14 protein-coding genes are annotated in these 15,901 nt (G+C 65.4%); 10 read left to right on the top strand and 4 right to left on the bottom strand.

The genetic code is table 11. From position 1 onward, the window contains the following. Positions 1 to 55 precede the first annotated feature (55 nt). Positions 56 to 2,002, top strand: a complete 1,947-nt coding sequence (gene ftsH / locus AC0KVN_RS09605) for an ATP-dependent zinc metalloprotease FtsH (RefSeq protein ID WP_004208015.1) — start codon at positions 56 to 58, stop codon at positions 2,000 to 2,002. 147 nt (positions 2,003 to 2,149) lie between these two features. Beyond that, positions 2,150 to 3,451: a hypothetical protein gene (locus AC0KVN_RS09600; protein WP_435566771.1), complete on the top strand. Its 1,302-nt coding sequence runs from the start codon at positions 2,150 to 2,152 to the stop codon at positions 3,449 to 3,451. A gap of 16 nt (positions 3,452 to 3,467) precedes the next feature. Here AC0KVN_RS09600 and AC0KVN_RS09595 read toward each other — a convergent pair whose 3' ends face one another. Further along, complete coding sequence (locus AC0KVN_RS09595) at positions 3,468 to 5,450, bottom strand: oleate hydratase (protein WP_435566770.1); 1,983 nt, start codon at positions 5,448 to 5,450, stop codon at positions 3,468 to 3,470. A gap of 326 nt (positions 5,451 to 5,776) precedes the next feature. Here AC0KVN_RS09595 and guaB point away from each other — a divergent pair, with 326 nt between their 5' ends. From guaB to AC0KVN_RS09580, 3 genes are all read left to right on the top strand, one after another. Continuing rightward, a complete protein-coding gene (guaB, locus tag AC0KVN_RS09590) occupies positions 5,777 to 7,234 on the top strand; it encodes an IMP dehydrogenase (RefSeq protein ID WP_037510272.1) in 1,458 nt (485 codons plus the stop codon). A 12-nt stretch (positions 7,235 to 7,246) separates the two neighbouring features. After that, positions 7,247 to 8,422, top strand: coding sequence for an RsmB/NOP family class I SAM-dependent RNA methyltransferase (locus tag AC0KVN_RS09585; protein WP_435566769.1), 1,176 nt, complete (start codon positions 7,247 to 7,249; stop codon positions 8,420 to 8,422). 92 nt (positions 8,423 to 8,514) lie between these two features. Further along, positions 8,515 to 9,033, top strand: a complete 519-nt coding sequence (locus tag AC0KVN_RS09580) for a tetratricopeptide repeat protein (protein ID WP_435566768.1) — start codon at positions 8,515 to 8,517, stop codon at positions 9,031 to 9,033. A 1-nt stretch (position 9,034) separates the two neighbouring features. On the opposite strand, the gene AC0KVN_RS09575 is transcribed toward AC0KVN_RS09580, so the two are convergent. The 3 genes from AC0KVN_RS09575 to AC0KVN_RS09565 form a co-directional block, all read right to left on the bottom strand. Next, complete coding sequence (locus AC0KVN_RS09575; protein ID WP_435566767.1) at positions 9,035 to 9,535, bottom strand: GNAT family N-acetyltransferase; 501 nt, start codon at positions 9,533 to 9,535, stop codon at positions 9,035 to 9,037. Between the two features lie 75 nt (positions 9,536 to 9,610). Then, complete coding sequence (locus AC0KVN_RS09570; RefSeq protein WP_038293072.1) at positions 9,611 to 10,261, bottom strand: hypothetical protein; 651 nt, start codon at positions 10,259 to 10,261, stop codon at positions 9,611 to 9,613. A 94-nt stretch (positions 10,262 to 10,355) separates the two neighbouring features. After that, positions 10,356 to 11,792 (bottom strand): sigma-54-dependent transcriptional regulator, encoded by a 1,437-nt coding sequence (locus AC0KVN_RS09565; protein WP_435566766.1) that lies wholly within the window; start codon positions 11,790 to 11,792, stop codon positions 10,356 to 10,358. A 154-nt stretch (positions 11,793 to 11,946) separates the two neighbouring features. On the opposite strand from AC0KVN_RS09565, the gene AC0KVN_RS09560 reads away from it, so the two are divergent. From AC0KVN_RS09560 to AC0KVN_RS09540, 5 genes are all read left to right on the top strand, one after another. Further along, complete coding sequence (locus AC0KVN_RS09560) at positions 11,947 to 12,072, top strand: aa3-type cytochrome c oxidase subunit IV (RefSeq protein ID WP_010336245.1); 126 nt, start codon at positions 11,947 to 11,949, stop codon at positions 12,070 to 12,072. A gap of 36 nt (positions 12,073 to 12,108) precedes the next feature. Beyond that, positions 12,109 to 13,230, top strand: a complete 1,122-nt coding sequence (locus AC0KVN_RS09555) for an NAD(P) transhydrogenase subunit alpha (RefSeq protein ID WP_435566765.1) — start codon at positions 12,109 to 12,111, stop codon at positions 13,228 to 13,230. 95 nt (positions 13,231 to 13,325) lie between these two features. Continuing rightward, a complete protein-coding gene (locus tag AC0KVN_RS09550) occupies positions 13,326 to 13,610 on the top strand; it encodes an NAD(P) transhydrogenase subunit alpha part 2 (protein ID WP_004208003.1) in 285 nt (94 codons plus the stop codon). Then, on the top strand, positions 13,610 to 15,031 hold the full coding sequence (locus tag AC0KVN_RS09545) for an NAD(P)(+) transhydrogenase (Re/Si-specific) subunit beta (protein WP_037517256.1): 1,422 nt from the start codon (positions 13,610 to 13,612) through the stop codon (positions 15,029 to 15,031). Before AC0KVN_RS09550 ends, AC0KVN_RS09545 begins: the two co-directional genes overlap by 1 nt. 155 nt (positions 15,032 to 15,186) lie before the next feature. Further along, positions 15,187 to 15,879 carry an aspartate/glutamate racemase family protein gene (locus AC0KVN_RS09540; protein ID WP_004208001.1) on the top strand — a complete coding sequence of 231 codons (693 nt, stop codon included), beginning with the start codon at positions 15,187 to 15,189 and terminating at the stop codon, positions 15,877 to 15,879. Positions 15,880 to 15,901: the final 22 nt, after the last annotated feature.

The raw sequence follows: 15,901 nt of genomic DNA, 5'->3' as shown, positions 1-15,901 counted from the left end.
TCCAGCTTGCGCTTTGCCGGCCACACCCTATCTTGCGGGGTGAAAGAGAGTGATGATGAACGACGAAAAAGACCCACAGGGTAATCCCTGGATCAAGAGTGCGATGATTTGGGCAGGGGTCATCATCGCCCTGCTCCTGTTCGTTTCGCTGTTCGAGCGCCCGACCACCCAGGCCGGCAGCGCCATCGCCTATTCGGAATTCCGCGCCAAGGTGCAGGAAGGCCAGGTCAAGGATGTGGCGATCGCGCCCGACCGGATCACCGGCACCCTGTCGAGTGGCCAGGGTTTCAGCACGGTGCCGGTCAATGACCCCAAGTTGACCGACCTGCTGGACGATTATAATGTCAAATATTCGGGCCAGGCCGAACAGCAGCCCAGCTTCTGGCAGATCATGCTCTATCAGTCGCTGCCGTTCCTGCTGATCCTGGGCATCGCCTTCTTCGTGCTGCGCCAGATGCAGAAGGGCGGCGGCGCCGGTGGCGCGATGGGCTTTGGCAAGTCCAAGGCCAAGCTGCTGACCGAAAAGCATGGCAAGGTGACGTTCGATGACGTTGCCGGCATCGACGAAGCCCGTGAGGAACTGCAGGAAATCGTCGAGTTCCTGAAGGATCCGAGCAAGTTCGCGCGGCTGGGTGGCAAGATCCCCAAGGGCGCGCTGCTGGTCGGTTCGCCCGGCACCGGCAAGACGCTGCTGGCCCGCGCGATTGCGGGTGAAGCGGGCGTGCCCTTCTTCACCATTTCGGGTTCGGACTTTGTCGAGATGTTCGTCGGCGTCGGTGCGAGCCGCGTGCGCGACATGTTCGAGCAGGCCAAGAAGAATGCGCCGTGCATCGTCTTCATCGACGAAATCGACGCGGTCGGCCGCCATCGCGGCGCGGGCCTGGGCAATGGCAATGACGAGCGCGAGCAGACGCTGAACCAGCTGCTGGTCGAGATGGACGGCTTCGAAGCCAATGAGGGCATCATCATCGTCGCGGCGACCAACCGCCCCGACGTGCTGGACCCCGCGCTGCTGCGTCCGGGCCGTTTCGACCGCCAGGTCGTGGTGCCCCGTCCCGATATCGAGGGCCGCGAGAAGATCCTGGCCGTCCACATGAAGAAGGTGCCGCTGGCGCCCGACGTCAACCCGCGCACCATCGCGCGCGGCACGCCGGGCTTCTCCGGCGCGGACCTCGCCAACCTGGTCAACGAAGCCGCCCTGATGGCGGCCCGTCGCGGCAAGCGTCTGGTCGCCATGGACGAGTTCGAGGCGGCCAAGGACAAGGTCATGATGGGCAGCGAGCGCCGCTCCATGGTCATGACCGACGACGAGAAGAAGATGACCGCCTATCATGAGGCGGGCCATGCCATCGTCGCGGTCCATGAGCCGGCGTCCGACCCGATCCACAAGGCGACGATCATCCCGCGCGGCCGCGCGCTGGGCATGGTGATGCGCCTGCCGGAACGGGACAGCTACAGCTATCATCGTGACAAGATGCACGCGAACATGGCCGTGGCCATGGGCGGCCGGGTCGCCGAGGAAATCATCTTCGGCTATGACAAGGTGTCGTCGGGTGCGTCGGGCGATATCCAATATGCCACCAAGCTGGCGCGCGACATGGTCACCCAGTGGGGCATGTCCGACAAGCTGGGCCCGCTGCAATATGAAGAGCAGCAGGGCGAGACCTTCCTTGGCTATTCGCAGAGCCAGCGCGTCCATATGTCGGACGAGACGGCGAAGCTGATCGACAAGGAAATCCGTGGTCTGGTGGAGCAGGGCTATGCCCGTGCGCAGGAACTGCTGAAGGGTCATGAGGACCAGTTGCACCTGCTGGCCAATGCCATGCTGGAATATGAGACGCTCTCCGGCGAGGAGATCAAGGCGCTGCTGGAAAAGGGCGAGATCACCCGCGACGACGGCACCACGATCAAGCCGTCGGTGATCCCGGCGGCGGGGTCGTCCATCCCCAAGACGCGCAAGCGCAAGGGGCCGTTCGGCGATCCGACACCCGCTGGCGCCTGATCCAGCGATCTGGAAAGATGAGAAGGCTCGGCAGATTTGCCGGGCCTTCTTTTTTGTCGGTGGCTGGCAGCACTGCTGAAGGCGGGCTTTACCTTAATCTTAAGGCGTCTCTGGCAGGCATGGACCAGTCTTTGATGATGGCGGGCCATGACCACCAAGAACATGCCTTTTCCCGTGCAGGCGCATGCGCCGACATTGCGGCCTGGCCTCGTGCTCTGGGCCTGCCTGCTGTTGTTCATGGTTACGGCGTCGCTGACGGCGCTGCGCGTCGATGTGACGCAGGGGTTCGATGAACTTGCCCATTTATCCTATGTGGCCGAAATCCAGGACGCCAATGGCGCTGCGGTCCCGCTTGAGCGGTTGCGGCTGCTCGATCCGGCGACGATGCAATGGACCGACAATGATAATTATCTGAACCATCCCGCGCCCTATTATCAGTTGATGGCAGCGATGGCGCCGCGCCTGATTGGCGCCGGGGCCGGTGCCGTCATCATATTGCATTTCGCCAATGTCGCGATCGTCGGGATCGGCCTGCTGCTGATGCTGGGATTTGGGCGAGGTCTGGTGCGGGCGGACGCGGAATGGATCGCGCTGGGGCTGAACCTGTGCTGCATCCGATTGCTGATCGAATTGGCCGGGGCGGTCAACAACGACAATCTGGCCTTTCTGGGCGGTGGTGCCTTGCTGTTCGGACTGGGCCGCTATCTGCGGCGTGGTGCCCTGAGCGACCTGCTGCTGGCCTGCATCGGCCTGATCGTGGCGAGCCTGGCCAAGCTGACGGGACTGATGCTGTGCGGGGGCACATTGGTCGCATTGCTGACGTTGCTGGTCTGGACGGGGAAGCGAATGCCGCTCCTGCATCTTGGCGTGGTCTTGCTGGCGTTCGCGGTTGCTGCCTGGCCGTTTGTTGCCTTCTGGCTGGCCTATGGAAGCCCCGCGCCCGACACCTTCGCGCAGCAAAGCCTGTTGCGGGATGGGGCGGCCGCTGCGGGTTGGGCCGGGCAGGCGCGGATGGCCTTTCCGGCCTATGTCCTGATGTTCCTGACATCCTTCGTGGAAGGGTGGATGCCGGTACTGAGCGAAAGAACGGGGCTGCAATGGGGGGCGCTTGCCATTCCGGCCTGCATGCTGATCCTGGCGATGGATGGGATACGGCGCGCAGGCGTGGCGGTACTCGTGCAGCGTCGTCGAGATTCGCTGGCGATGCTCATCCTGGCGGGCGGCGCGGCCGCCGCCGGCGTGATGCTGGTCCATATCCTGTTCAGCTATCAACGGCATCTGGCGACGGGATGGATGATGGACGCCTATCCCCGCTATTATCTGCCGCTGCTGCCGATCGTCCCGCTGGCGGCGCTATATGCCATCCGATCGCTGCCCGACGCCCGGCATAGGCGCCTGGCACGCGGGCTGATGGCGGGGGCGCCGCTGCTTTTCGCGCTGATCGGCTGAGGCGCGTCGGGCAGGATCAGTCGCCCCGGCGTTGCAGCGCCTCCCGGAAGCCGCTGAGCCAAGTGCCGACCCGCTGGATCGCGTCGCCGCCCTTGCCGAGCAGGCCGTGCAATTCCTCCTCCGCCCGGTCAAGCGGCGCGCCGTCGGGGGCGGGCGGCAGGATATGGGCAAAATAGGTGCGGTCGAGCAGGCGACGCAGCAGCCGCTCGCCGATGAAGGGCTCGCCATTGTTGAGCGCGCGGGCGGCTTTCAGCAGATTGCGGATATCATATTGGGTCGGGCTGAGGTCCGGCACGGCCTTGGGGATATCGAGCAGCGTATAGACCGCGACCCGCGCGGTGCGGACCGAGCTTTCCATGGTGAAGACCACATCATTGTTGGTTTCCACGAACTGGCCGAGCAGGCCGAGATTGGTGCAGCCCTCCGGCACGATGCGGGGGCGGTCGCCGGCGGCGCGCGGCATGAATTCGGCGGTGATATAGGGCATCAGCGCCAGGCGCACCCTGGTGTTGGCGGCGACCGCGTCGATCTGGTCTGCGATGCCCAGATGATAGCAGAGTTCGGCCAATATCTCGCGCCCGGTGCAGGCGGGCATCGGCTTCTTCACATGATTGCCGTCCTTGTCCATCAGCAGGGCATAGACCCACAGTACCAGCACATCGCCGGGCTGGTCGGGGAAATGGGGCTGGCGGTTGCAGGTGAAGCTCATCACCCAGTTGCTGTCGGTGAAGGTGATGACCCCGCCGGTGACGGTGCGGCCCGAATAGGGATCATTGACGGACAATTGCTTCAGACGATCGACCAAAGGCGACGGCTTGCAGGTCAGTGTCGCCGATTCCCAAGTGGATCGGTCCGCATCGCCATAGAATTTTTCGGGCCGGCCGAAGACCGGCGACTTGGCGGCGAGATTCTTCCACAGCGTCCAGTCGCTGTCGGGGCCGGGATCGGCCTTGCCCCGTTCCAGCACCGGCGCATGGTCCATGTCGCCATAGGCCGTCCCCTCCGTGATCGATCCGGTGAGGGCGAAGACCAGATCGCGGGGACCGATGGCGATGCTGTCTTCCTGACCGTCGATGCGGCAGAGGAGGTCGGTGACGGTGCGCCGGTCGCCCTCCAGACGCATGCGCATGTCGCGCACCTGGGTGTCGAAGCGGATCTGCACGCCCTTGTCGCGCAGAAGCTTGCTGAGTGGGCGGACGAAGCTGTCAAACTGGTTATATTTGGGGAAGATGAGGGCCGACATGTCGTGCAGTCCATCGAGCGCATCGAGGAAGCGGTGCATGTAGAGTTTCATTTCCAGCAGGCTCTGCCAGTTCTGGAAGGCGAACATGGAGCGCCAGAGGAACCAGAAATTGCTCTCGAGAAAGCCTTTGGAGAAATAATCCTCGATCGTCAGGTCATCCAGATCCTCCTTGCGCTTGAGCAGCAAGCGAATGAGTTCCCATTGCTGGGCGCGGGTGAGGCCAAGGGTCGAGAAGTCGCGTATCTCGCCCTGCCGGTGCATCAGCCGGGCCTTCGACCAATTGGGGTCATTGTCGTTGACCATCCGATATTCGTCGAGGACGCTGAACCCTTCGGGCAGTTCGAGCGCGGGCACGTCCTGGAACATGTCCCACAGATTGTCATAGTTCCAGTTCATCTCGCGCCCGCCGCGGATGATATAGCCGTCCTGCGCATTGCCCGCGCCATCGAGCGAGCCGCCCTCTATATCGAGATTTTCGAGGATCATGATGTTGGCCGGCGGCATATGCGCGTCGCGGATCAAATAATAAGCGGCGGCAAGGCCGGCGATGCCGCCGCCGATGATATAGGCCTTGCGCGTGTCGATGCCGTCCGTGGGCAGGGGGCGATTGCGCTGATAGGCGGCCACCATGTCGGGCGGGGGAAGCGTGTTGGCGGCGCTGTTTTCCCAGAAGGCGCCGGCTGCGTCGGGTTCGTGGACGAATCCGTCGGGGGCGGTGCGGGGAATGTCGAAACCCGGTATCGGCGATTGGGGCATATCTGCCGTCTCCTTCGCTTGGATCGTGGAACGATCGCATGGGAAAGCCTTGGTCGGGGGCGGTCTAGCAGCCGGTGGAGGGCGTGGGCATTGCGTAAATACCCTGAGACAGGGCAGAAAATCCCATGTGGCTGGCAAGGGGAGCATATTGCGCCTGGCCGCGTCCGGGCCGTTGGACCGGCGGCTGCAGGATGCCGCGCAGGTGCCGCAATAAAATGACGCCGGGGTCTGGCCGTTTTGCGGGTTAATGGTTACATGGGCCGCCACGAATCCCCAGCGGTCCGGTTCCCCTCCGCCCGACCCGCGCAGCAGAAAGTGGCTTTCACATGGACATCCGCCTTGGCCTCACCTTTGACGACGTGCTGTTGCAGCCCGCCGAATCCGATGTGCTGCCCAGCCAGGCGGACACGTCCACCTATGTGACCAAGGCGATCAAGCTGAACATCCCGATCCTGTCGTCGGCGATGGACACGGTGACCGAGGCCGACATGGCGATCGTCATGGCGCAGCTGGGCGGCATCGGCGTGCTGCACCGTAACCTGACGGTCGAGGAACAGGCCGATGCGGTCCGTGCGGTCAAGCGCTTCGAAAGCGGCATGGTCGTCAATCCCATCACCATCCTGCCGACCGCCACGCTGGCCGACGCGCAGATGCTGATGCAGCGCCACAGGATCAGCGGCATTCCGGTCGTCGAGGCGAACGGCAAGCTGGTCGGCATCCTGACCCATCGCGATACCCGCTTTGCCGAGAATCCCGGCCAGCCGGTCAGCGAGCTGATGACCAAGGACAATCTGGCGACGGTCAAGGCCGGTGTCGGCCAGGATGAGGCGATGCGCCTGCTGCATGCCCGCCGGATCGAGAAGCTGCTGGTGGTGGATGATAATTATCACTGCGTGGGCCTGATCACCGTCAAGGATATCGAAAAGGCCGTCACCTATCCGCAGGCGACCAAGGATGCGTCGGGCCGGCTGCGGGTCGCCGCCGCCTCGACCGTGGGCGACAAGGGGCTGGAGCGCAGCAAGGCGCTGATCGACGCGGAATGCGACCTGATCGTCATCGACACCGCCCATGGCCACAGCAAGCAGGTTGCGGTCGCGGTGGAAGCGGTCAAGAAGCTGTCCAACCATGTCCAGGTCGTGGCCGGCAATGTCGCCACCGCCGAAGCGACCAAGGCGCTGATCGACGCCGGCGCGGACTGCGTGAAGGTCGGCATCGGCCCCGGCTCCATCTGCACCACCCGCGTCGTCGCGGGCGTGGGCGTGCCGCAGCTGACCGCGGTCATGGATTCGGCCAATGAAGCGCACAAGCATGGCGTGCCGGTGATCGCCGATGGCGGCCTGCGCACGTCGGGTGACGTCGCCAAGGCCCTGGCGGCGGGCGCCGGCTGCGTCATGGTCGGGTCGCTGCTGGCCGGCACGGCCGAAGCGCCGGGCGAAACCTTCCTGTATCAGGGCCGCGCCTATAAGAGCTATCGCGGCATGGGCAGCGTCGGCGCGATGGCGCGCGGCAGCGCCGACCGCTATTTCCAGGCTGACATCAAGGACCAGATGAAGCTGGTGCCCGAGGGTATCGAAGGCCAAGTGCCGTTCAAGGGGCCGGCCAAGGATGTCATCCACCAGCTGGTCGGCGGCGTGAAGGCGGCGATGGGCTATACCGGCAGCCGCACCATCAAGGATCTGCAGGAGCGTGCCCGCTTCGTCCAGATCACCAATGCCGGCCTGTCGGAAAGCCATGTCCACGACGTGACGATCACGCGTGAGGCCCCCAACTATCCGACGCGCTAAGGAGCAGGTGGGATGACGCCTGCGGCACGGGTGCAGGCGGCGATCGACCTGCTGGACGCGATCATTGCTGCCGCCCGCGATGGCGGGCCGGCGGCGGACACGCTGATCGCGCGCTATTTCAAGGAACGGCGCTATGCCGGGTCGCGCGATCGCCGCGCGGTGCGCGACCATGTCTATGATGCGATCCGCCGCGTCGCCGATCGGCCCGAGACTGGCCGCGCGGCGATGATCGGCCTGGTCGAGGCGCAGCCGGAGCTGGCCGCGCTGTTCGACGGATCGGCCCATGCGCCGCTGCCGATCGAGCCGGGCGAAGCAGGCGCGGCGGCTGGCGCGGTGCCGGGCTGGTTGCAGCCCTTGCTGGCCGCGCCGGTCGAGCAGGATGCGTTGCTGGGCCGCGCGCCGGTGGACCTGCGCGTCAACCGGCTGAAGGCGACGCCCGCGCAAGTGGCGCCCGAATTGCCGGACGCGACGCCGATCGCCGGCATCCCGGACGCGCTGCGCCTGCCCGAAGGCTATCCGGTCGAGCAGAGCGAGGCGTGGAAGCGCGGTGCGGTCGAGGTGCAGGATGCCGGCAGCCAGCTGATTTCGGCCGCTTGCGGGGCGCAGGCCGGGCAGACGGTGATCGACCTGTGCGCAGGGGCCGGCGGCAAGACGCTGGCGCTCGCTGCGGCGATGAGCGGCAAGGGCCGGCTGATCGCGGCCGACACGATCCGCAACCGGATCGACCGGCTGGCGCCGCGTGCCGAACGGGCGGGCGTGACCTGCATCGAGAGGCTGCTGCTGGATCAGGGGCATGAGGCGCGCGCGCTGGCGCCGCTGGCGGGGCAGGCGGACATCGTGCTGGTCGACGCGCCCTGTTCGGGCACGGGCACCTGGCGCCGCAATCCCGAGGCGCGCTGGCGCCTGACCCAGGCGCGGCTCGACCGGCTGGTGTCGGAACAGGCCCGGATCCTGGATTTCGCCGCGCCCTTGCTGGCGCCCGGCGGTCTGCTGGTCTATGCTACCTGCGCATTGACCGACAGAGAGGGGCGGGATCAGGTGGATGCGTTTCTGGCGCGTCAGGCCGGCTGGAGTGCCGAGCCGATCGAAGCGGATATGGGCCGCGCCCATGGCCATGGGCTGCTGCTGACGCCCGGCCATGACGGCACCGATGGCTTCTACTTCGCCCGGCTGCGGAGGACCGCCTGAAACAGGCCATGGACAAGCGCGCGCAAAATAGCGACACTTGCCCTTCGGTCTGCGGGCCTGAGTCAATGCCTGAAACATGGCTGGAGATTTTGATGCGTTTCACCCCGGCCTCGATTGCCCTTGCCGTCCTTCTGACCACCGTTTCCAGCGTGGGCCTGACCCAGCGCCCCGATACCCAGATCGAACCGCGATCGATCGAATGGCAGAAGGCGGGCGAGGCGGCGCGCAAGGCGGGCAATCTGGCCGGCGCCACCGATGCGCTGGAAAGCGCGCTGGCGGTCGATCCGCGCAATCGCGCGGCCTATATTGAACTGGCCGAAGTGGCGCGGGCGCAGGGGCTGCAGGGCAAGGCCATCCGCCTCTACAAGGAAGCGTTGCTGCTCGACCCGACCGATGTGACCGCGATCGCCGGGCAGGGTGAGGCGATGGTCGCAAAGGGCGCGATCGCCAAGGCCAAGGAAAATCTTGCCCAGGCGCAGAGCCTGTGCAAGGGTAGCTGCCCCGAAGTCGCGCAGCTCAATGCCGCAATCCAGAAGGGGCCGCCGGCAGTCGCGATGACCAGCAAGGAAGCGGTGCCCGGCACCAAGGCCAACAGCACCGATAATCCCTAATCTATCCGGCTTTCGCCGGTTCGATCGATTTTTCGTAGAAGCGCGTGTCGACCGCCATCCTGGGGAAGGCGGGCGGCAGGTCGTGGGCTTCGACCAGGGCGAACCCATTCTTCTCGTAGAAGCGATGCGCCGCCAGGAAACGGGCGGTGGTGCCGAGATAGATTTGGGCCAGGCCGCGATCGGCCGCCGCGTCGAGCAGATGGTCGAGCAGCGCCTGGGCGACGCCGGCGGCGCGGCCGCGATGGCTGGACGCCACGAACATCTTGCGCAGCGCGGCCTGACTTTGGCCGATATCCTTGAGCGCGATCGTGCCGATGATCCGGCTGTCCTCCTCCGCGACCCAGAAGCCGCCGGCGCCGGGCAGGTAGAAGCCGGCTATGTCAGTGAGGTCCGGCTGGTCCGCTGCGGTGATGGCGATGCCATATTCGTCGCGCTGGATGCCAAGGATCAGGTCGAGAATGCCCGGCTGGTCGGCGGGGGCGAAGGGGCGGATCAGGGGCAAGGGGCTGGGCTTCCTGGCAGCGGTTCGGAATGATCGACGCGGACGGAAACGAACGACCGCGCCGAAAGCCGCCGGTCAGTTGCTGGCGTTGGCGGCCGGTGCGGGCGTGGCCGTGGCGCTCGCTCCCTCCGGAGTCTGGCCCTCCGGCGTCTGGGCCTTGGGCGCGAAGATGCGCAGGCTGTCGAGCAGGGCCTGCGCGATCGGCTGATATTGTTCGCTCAGCATTTCGGGATAGACGAAGGTGGCGGTGACGATCGCGCCGTCAGGCTGCTTCAGCAGGCGCAGCGCGACATTATTGCCTTCGCCGTCATTGGCGGTGCCGCGATATTCATTCTCGCCGATGAAATCGCCATCCACGCCCTCGGCGCCGTCGGACAGCGCCTCGACGATCTGCTGCAGCGTCTGGTCATTGTCATTCTTCTGCCAGAAGACGCGGACGTCGGCCCCCGCGCCGGGATCCTGATAGACGACGCCATCGGCATTGCTGGCTTCGCCATCCTTCATCCAGCCTTCGGGCATGGTGACCGAATAGCCATGGTCGATATTCACATAGTTGCGGCTGTCGCCGGCATCATCCTTTTGCGCATTGGCCAGCGCATTGGCAGCGGCCGCATTGGCGGCGGCGGCCAGTTCCTCCTGGCTCGGCATGTCCGCGACCGGTTCGGCGCGGCCACAGGCGACCAGCAGCAGGAGGGGGGAGCAGGCGGCGAGGAGGGGCGCTTTCATGCCCCGTTCAAAAGCATAGGCGCGGGGATAATTCAACGCCGTAGCGGAACCCCCGCGACAATATGCCCCGGCCGCAGGGCGCCCGGTCCCGCGATCAGGCAGCGTTGTCGATGCCCAGTTCGGCGAGCTTGCGATAGAGGGTCGAACGGCCGATCCCCAGCCGGCGGGCGACTTCGGTCATGCGGCCGCGATAATGGCCGATGGCCAGGCGGATGACGTCGGCCTCGATCTCGGCGAGTTGGCGGACATGGCCGTCGCCTTCGAACAGGGTGATGCCGGCCGCTTCGCGCGGTGGCGTGGCGGCAGCGCGCTGGCGCGGACCGCCGGCGCCGCGCGACAGGATATGGGCGGCGACCTGCGGGAAGTCATGCGGGGTCAGCGCATCGCCCTCGCACAGCACGGCAGCGCGGAACAGGGCGTTCTGGAGTTGGCGGACATTGCCCGGCCAGTCATGCTGCATCAGCAGCGCCAGCGCATCGTCGGTGAGGCCCAGGCCCCGCAGGCCCGGCTGCGTCGCGATGCGGGCGAGGAGGTGGCGGCAGAGGGCGGGAATGTCGCCCATACGCTCCCGCAATGGGGGCACGGTCAACTGGACGACGTTCAGGCGATAATAGAGATCCTCGCGGAACCGGCCTGCCTCGATCTCGTCGCTGAGCTTCTTGTTGGTGGCGGCGATGACGCGGACATCGACATGAACGGGGCGGCGCGCGCCGATCGGCTGCACCTCGCCATCCTGAAGCACGCGCAGCAGCTTGACCTGCGCGTCGAGCGGCATTTCGCTGACTTCGTCGAGGAAGATGGTGCCCATGTCGGCCGACAGGAACTTGCCGACATGGCGGTCGAATGCGCCGGTGAAGGCGCCGCGTTCATGACCGAACAGTTCTGATTCGACGAGGTTGGCGGGGATCGCGCCGCAATTGACGGTCACCATCGCCTGCTTGTGGCGCGGCGATGCGGCATGGATGGCGCGGGCGACGACATCCTTGCCGACGCCGCTTTCGCCCTCGATCAGCACCGGCACGCGGGCGCGCGCGGCCTTGGCCGCGATGGCAAGGGCAGTGCGGAACTGGGGCGCCGCGCCGACGACATCCTCGAACGCCAGCGGGGCGCTGATCTTCTCTGTGAGCGGCCGCAATTCACCGCGCACATTGCCCTCCAGCGTCGCATTGAGCGCGGCGAGCAGCCGTTCGGGGGCGATCGGCTTGGAGAGGTAATCGGTGGCGCCCGCGCGCATCGCCTGGACCGCGACGGCGACGCTGTTATGCGCCGTCAGCACCAGGATCGGCAGGGCGGGGCGCTGCGCATGGATGTCGCCGATCAGGTCGGCCGGATCGAAATCCGGGCTCCATTGATCGATCAGGACCGCGTCGAGCTGCATGCCGTCCTGCGTGCCCAGCGTCGCCAGGGCGGTTTCGGCATCGCTGGCGAAGATGGTCCGCCATCCCGCGCGCGCGGCCAGCGCGGACACCAGCCGGCGCTGTGCCGGCTCGTCGTCGATCAACATCAGCAAGGGAACGCCTTCGCGAACCATCTGGACCCCTCTTGTGCAAACAGGAGGTCATCCTAGGCGCCGGGGGTAAAAGCGCCCTTAACCTGTAAAGATTTTCTTGTGCCCCTACGGCTTGAGGGGGGTGGGGGGACAGGATAAGAGGTTGCACAACGATGTAATAACTAGGGGAACGGATATGGCTTCTGACGGGAACATCCAGAGCGCAACCCAGACCTATGAAGGGTTTGTCGGCTTCGTGAAGTGGGGCACCATTGCCTGCCTCATCGTCGCCGCGATTGTCGTGCTGCTGATCTCCAGCTGAGCCATGTCGACGCTATAGGAGGGGGATGCTGATATAATGAAAATTGCGATATTGAAGGAACAGGCTGCGGGCGAACGGCGCGTGGCCGGTACGCCCGAGACCGTGAAGAAATTCATCGCGCTGGGCGCAAGCGTGGCTGTCGAGGCTGGCGCTGGCGCGACGGCGTCGATTGCTGACGACGCCTATGCGGCGGCCGGTGCCAGCGTTGGCGATCGTGCCGCGACGCTGGCGGGTGCCGATATCCTGCTGGGCGTGCAAGGCCCTGATCCGGCCAGCCTTGGCGGCGCTGCGGCGGGGGCGTGGATCGTCGCGGGCCTCAACCCGTTCGGCGAGCGAGCACGGGTCGATGCCTATGCCGCCGGCGGCTATGAGGCGCTGGCGATGGAATTCATGCCGCGCATCACCCGTGCGCAGTCGATGGATATCTTGTCATCCCAGTCGAACCTGTCGGGCTACAAGGCGGTGCTGGACGCGGCGGCCGAATATGACCGCGCCTTCCCGATGATGATGACGGCGGCGGGCACCGTGTCGGCGGCCAAATGCTTCGTCATGGGCGTGGGCGTGGCCGGCCTTCAGGCGATCGCCACCGCGCGGCGGCTGGGTGCGCAGGTGAGTGCGACCGACGTGCGCGCCGCGACCAAGGAGCAGATCGAATCGCTCGGCGCCAAGGCGATCTTCGTGGAGAAGGTGGCCGGCATCGAAGGCGAGGGCACCGGTGGCTATGCCACGGAAATGTCCGACGAATATAAGGCGGCGCAGGCCGAGCTGGTGTCGTCGCACATCGCCAAGCAGGACATCGTCATCACTACCGCGCTGATCCCCGGCCGGCCTGCGCCGCGCCTGATCAGTGACGCGCAGATCGCGTCGATGAAGCCGGGCAGCGTGATCGTCGACCTGGCGGTCGAGCAGGGCGGCAATGTCGAGGGCGCGGTCGCCGGCGAAGTGGTCGTGCGCCACGGCGTCAGGATCGTTGGCCATCGCAACGTGCCCAGCCGCCTGGCCGCCGACACCTCCGCCCTGTTCTCGCGCAATCTCTATAATTTCCTGTCCGCCTTCTGGGACAAGGAGAAGAACGCGCCGGTGCTGGACGAGGAAATCGGCAACGCCATCCGCCTGACCCAGGGGGGCAAGGTCGTCAACGAACGACTGCTGGGCTGAACGACATATCGCTGCGCGCTTTCGGTTTCAGGCCGGGCGCGAATGGCGCAGACGCTTCGCGAGCGATGCTCCGGGGCGAACAGGGAGTAGGAACGATGGACTTCATTGCCATCCTGTCGATTTTCGTGCTGGCGTGCTTCGTCGGCTATTATGTGGTCTGGTCGGTGACGCCAGCGCTGCACACGCCGCTGATGGCGGTTACCAATGCCATTTCGTCGGTCATCATCGTCGGCGCGCTGGTCGCGTCGGCGGAGGCCGGTAGCCTGGCGGCCAAGCTGCTGGGGCTGGTCGCGGTGGTCTTTGCATCGGTCAACATCTTCGGCGGCTTTGCCGTGACCGAACGCATGCTGGCCATGTACAAGAAGAAGGAGCGCAAGTGATGCACGAGCTTGCGCCCGTCTCGCCCTTCGTAGCGCTGGCCTATCTGGTTTCCGGCGTCCTCTTCATCCTGGCGCTGCGCGGCCTGTCGAGCCCGTCGACCAGCCGTCGCGGCAACCGCATGGGCATGGTCGGCATGGCAATCGCCGTGGTCACGACCCTCTATACCCATGACGTGCTGAGCCTGCCCGAAATCCTGGGCGCGATCGCCATCGGTGGCGGCATCGGCTTCATCATCGCCCGTCGCATCGAGATGACGGCGATGCCGCAGCTGGTTGCGGCCTTCCACTCGCTGGTCGGCCTGGCCGCCGTGCTGGTCGGCGCGGCCGCCTATCTCAATCCCGGCGCATTTGGCATTCTCGATCCGCTGACGAACGAGATTCATAATGCCAGCCGCATCGAGATGGGGCTGGGCGTCGCGATCGGCGCGATCACCTTCTCGGGTTCGGTCATCGCCTTCCTGAAACTGAACGGCAACATGTCGGGCAAGCCGATCATGCTGCCGGGCCGCCATGTCATCAATCTGGCGACGCTGGCGGCGATCCTGGGCCTGATCGCCTATTTCGTGACCGACCAGTCGCCCTGGATCTTCTGGACCGTGACGGCGCTGAGCTTCGTCATCGGCTTCCTGCTGATCATCCCGATCGGCGGGGCGGACATGCCGGTCGTGGTGTCGATGCTGAACAGCTATTCGGGCTGGGCCGCCGCCGCGATGGGCTTCACCCTGGGCAATACGGCGATGATCATCACCGGCGCGCTGGTGGGCAGCTCCGGTGCGATCCTGTCCTACATCATGTGCAAGGCGATGAACCGCAGCTTCATCAGCGTGATCGCTGGCGGCTTCGGCGCGGAAGCCGGCCCGTCGGGCGGCGGCGCGGCGGCAGTCGACCGTCCCTACAAGCGCGGCAGCGCCGAGGATGCGGCCTTCCTGATGAGCCAGGCGGACAATGTCATCATCGTGCCCGGATACGGCATGGCGGTCAGCCAGGCGCAGCATGCGCTGCGCGAAATGGCCGACCTGCTGAAGAAGGAAGGCGTGAACGTCAAATATGCGATTCATCCGGTCGCAGGGCGCATGCCCGGCCACATGAACGTGCTGCTGGCCGAAGCGAACGTGCCGTATGACGAGGTGTTCGAGCTGGAGGACATCAACAGCGAATTCGGCCAGGCCGACGTTGCCTTCGTCATCGGCGCCAATGACGTGACCAATCCGGCCGCCAAGACCGACAAGACGTCGCCCATCTATGGCATGCCGATCCTGGACGTCGCCAACGCCAAGTCGGTGCTGTTCGTGAAGCGCTCCATGGGCGGGGCCGGCTATGCCGGCGTCGACAATGAGGTCTTCTACATGGACAACACGATGATGCTGCTGGCCGACGCCAAGAAGATGGTCGAGGAGATCGTCAAGGCGCTGGCCCATTAAAGTGACCCGATCCACCCGCGCCGGATCGCCCCGTCGACGGGGCGGGTGGATCGTCCTGACTTGTCGAAGCCGGCATCTTTCGTAAAAGAAGGGCTGGGGCACCGACATGCCCGGCCCGCACGGGGCCGGACAGGCGCCCCCATATTGGGAGCGACATGCGTAAACTTGGTCTGATTGGTGGTCTCAGCTGGACGTCCACCGCCCGCTATTATGAGATCATCAACCAGGCGATCCACCGGGCCAAGGGGGGCCAGCACAGTGCGCGGCTGCTGATCGAAAGCCTCGATTTCGCACAGGTTTCCGGCTGCATCACGCAGGAAGACTGGGATTGCGCATCGGGCCATCTGATCGGCGCGGCCCAGCGGTTGGAACAGGGCGGGGCGGAAGCGCTGCTGATCTGTGCCAATAGCATGCACCGCATCTATGACCGGATCCAGGCGAGCATCGCCATTCCCATCATCCACATCGCCGATGTCGTCGGCACGCGGATGAAGGCCGACCGGATCGATCGCGCCGCCCTGATCGGCACGCGCAATGTGATGACCGAGAAATATTATCGCCAGCGGCTGGTGTCGCACGGCGTGTCGCTGCTGCCGGCCGATGTCGCGCTGGCCGAGCGGATCGACCGGATCGTCTATGACGAACTGACTGTCGGCAAGATCAACCGCGATTCCGAGCGTTTCATGAAGTCGGAACTGACCGACATCGCCAAGGAGGATGTGCAGGCCGTCGTGCTCGCCTGCACCGAACTGGAGATGATCGTCGACGTGAAGGCCAATGTGCTGCCGATCTACGACTGCACTGAAATCCACGCCATGGCGGGCGTCGACTTCATCCTGAGCGAATAAGGATGGCTGTGGCCGGGCGCGG

It is taken from the genome of Sphingobium sp. SG1, from assembly GCF_057063145.1.
This window is presented reverse-complemented; position numbering and strand designations above follow the sequence as displayed.

Coding starts and splice junctions, on each gene's coding strand:
- ftsH (WP_004208015.1), top strand. CDS start 56: ATGAACGACGAAAAAGACCCACAGGGTAATCCCTGGATCAAGAGTGCG.
- AC0KVN_RS09600 (WP_435566771.1), top strand. CDS start 2,150: ATGACCACCAAGAACATGCCTTTTCCCGTGCAGGCGCATGCGCCGACA.
- AC0KVN_RS09595 (WP_435566770.1), bottom strand. CDS start 5,450: ATGCCCCAATCGCCGATACCGGGTTTCGACATTCCCCGCACCGCCCCC.
- guaB (WP_037510272.1), top strand. CDS start 5,777: ATGGACATCCGCCTTGGCCTCACCTTTGACGACGTGCTGTTGCAGCCC.
- AC0KVN_RS09585 (WP_435566769.1), top strand. CDS start 7,247: ATGACGCCTGCGGCACGGGTGCAGGCGGCGATCGACCTGCTGGACGCG.
- AC0KVN_RS09580 (WP_435566768.1), top strand. CDS start 8,515: ATGCGTTTCACCCCGGCCTCGATTGCCCTTGCCGTCCTTCTGACCACC.
- AC0KVN_RS09570 (WP_038293072.1), bottom strand. CDS start 10,261: ATGAAAGCGCCCCTCCTCGCCGCCTGCTCCCCCCTCCTGCTGCTGGTC.
- AC0KVN_RS09565 (WP_435566766.1), bottom strand. CDS start 11,792: ATGGTTCGCGAAGGCGTTCCCTTGCTGATGTTGATCGACGACGAGCCG.
- AC0KVN_RS09560 (WP_010336245.1), top strand. CDS start 11,947: ATGGCTTCTGACGGGAACATCCAGAGCGCAACCCAGACCTATGAAGGG.
- AC0KVN_RS09555 (WP_435566765.1), top strand. CDS start 12,109: ATGAAAATTGCGATATTGAAGGAACAGGCTGCGGGCGAACGGCGCGTG.
- AC0KVN_RS09550 (WP_004208003.1), top strand. CDS start 13,326: ATGGACTTCATTGCCATCCTGTCGATTTTCGTGCTGGCGTGCTTCGTC.
- AC0KVN_RS09545 (WP_037517256.1), top strand. CDS start 13,610: ATGCACGAGCTTGCGCCCGTCTCGCCCTTCGTAGCGCTGGCCTATCTG.
- AC0KVN_RS09540 (WP_004208001.1), top strand. CDS start 15,187: ATGCGTAAACTTGGTCTGATTGGTGGTCTCAGCTGGACGTCCACCGCC.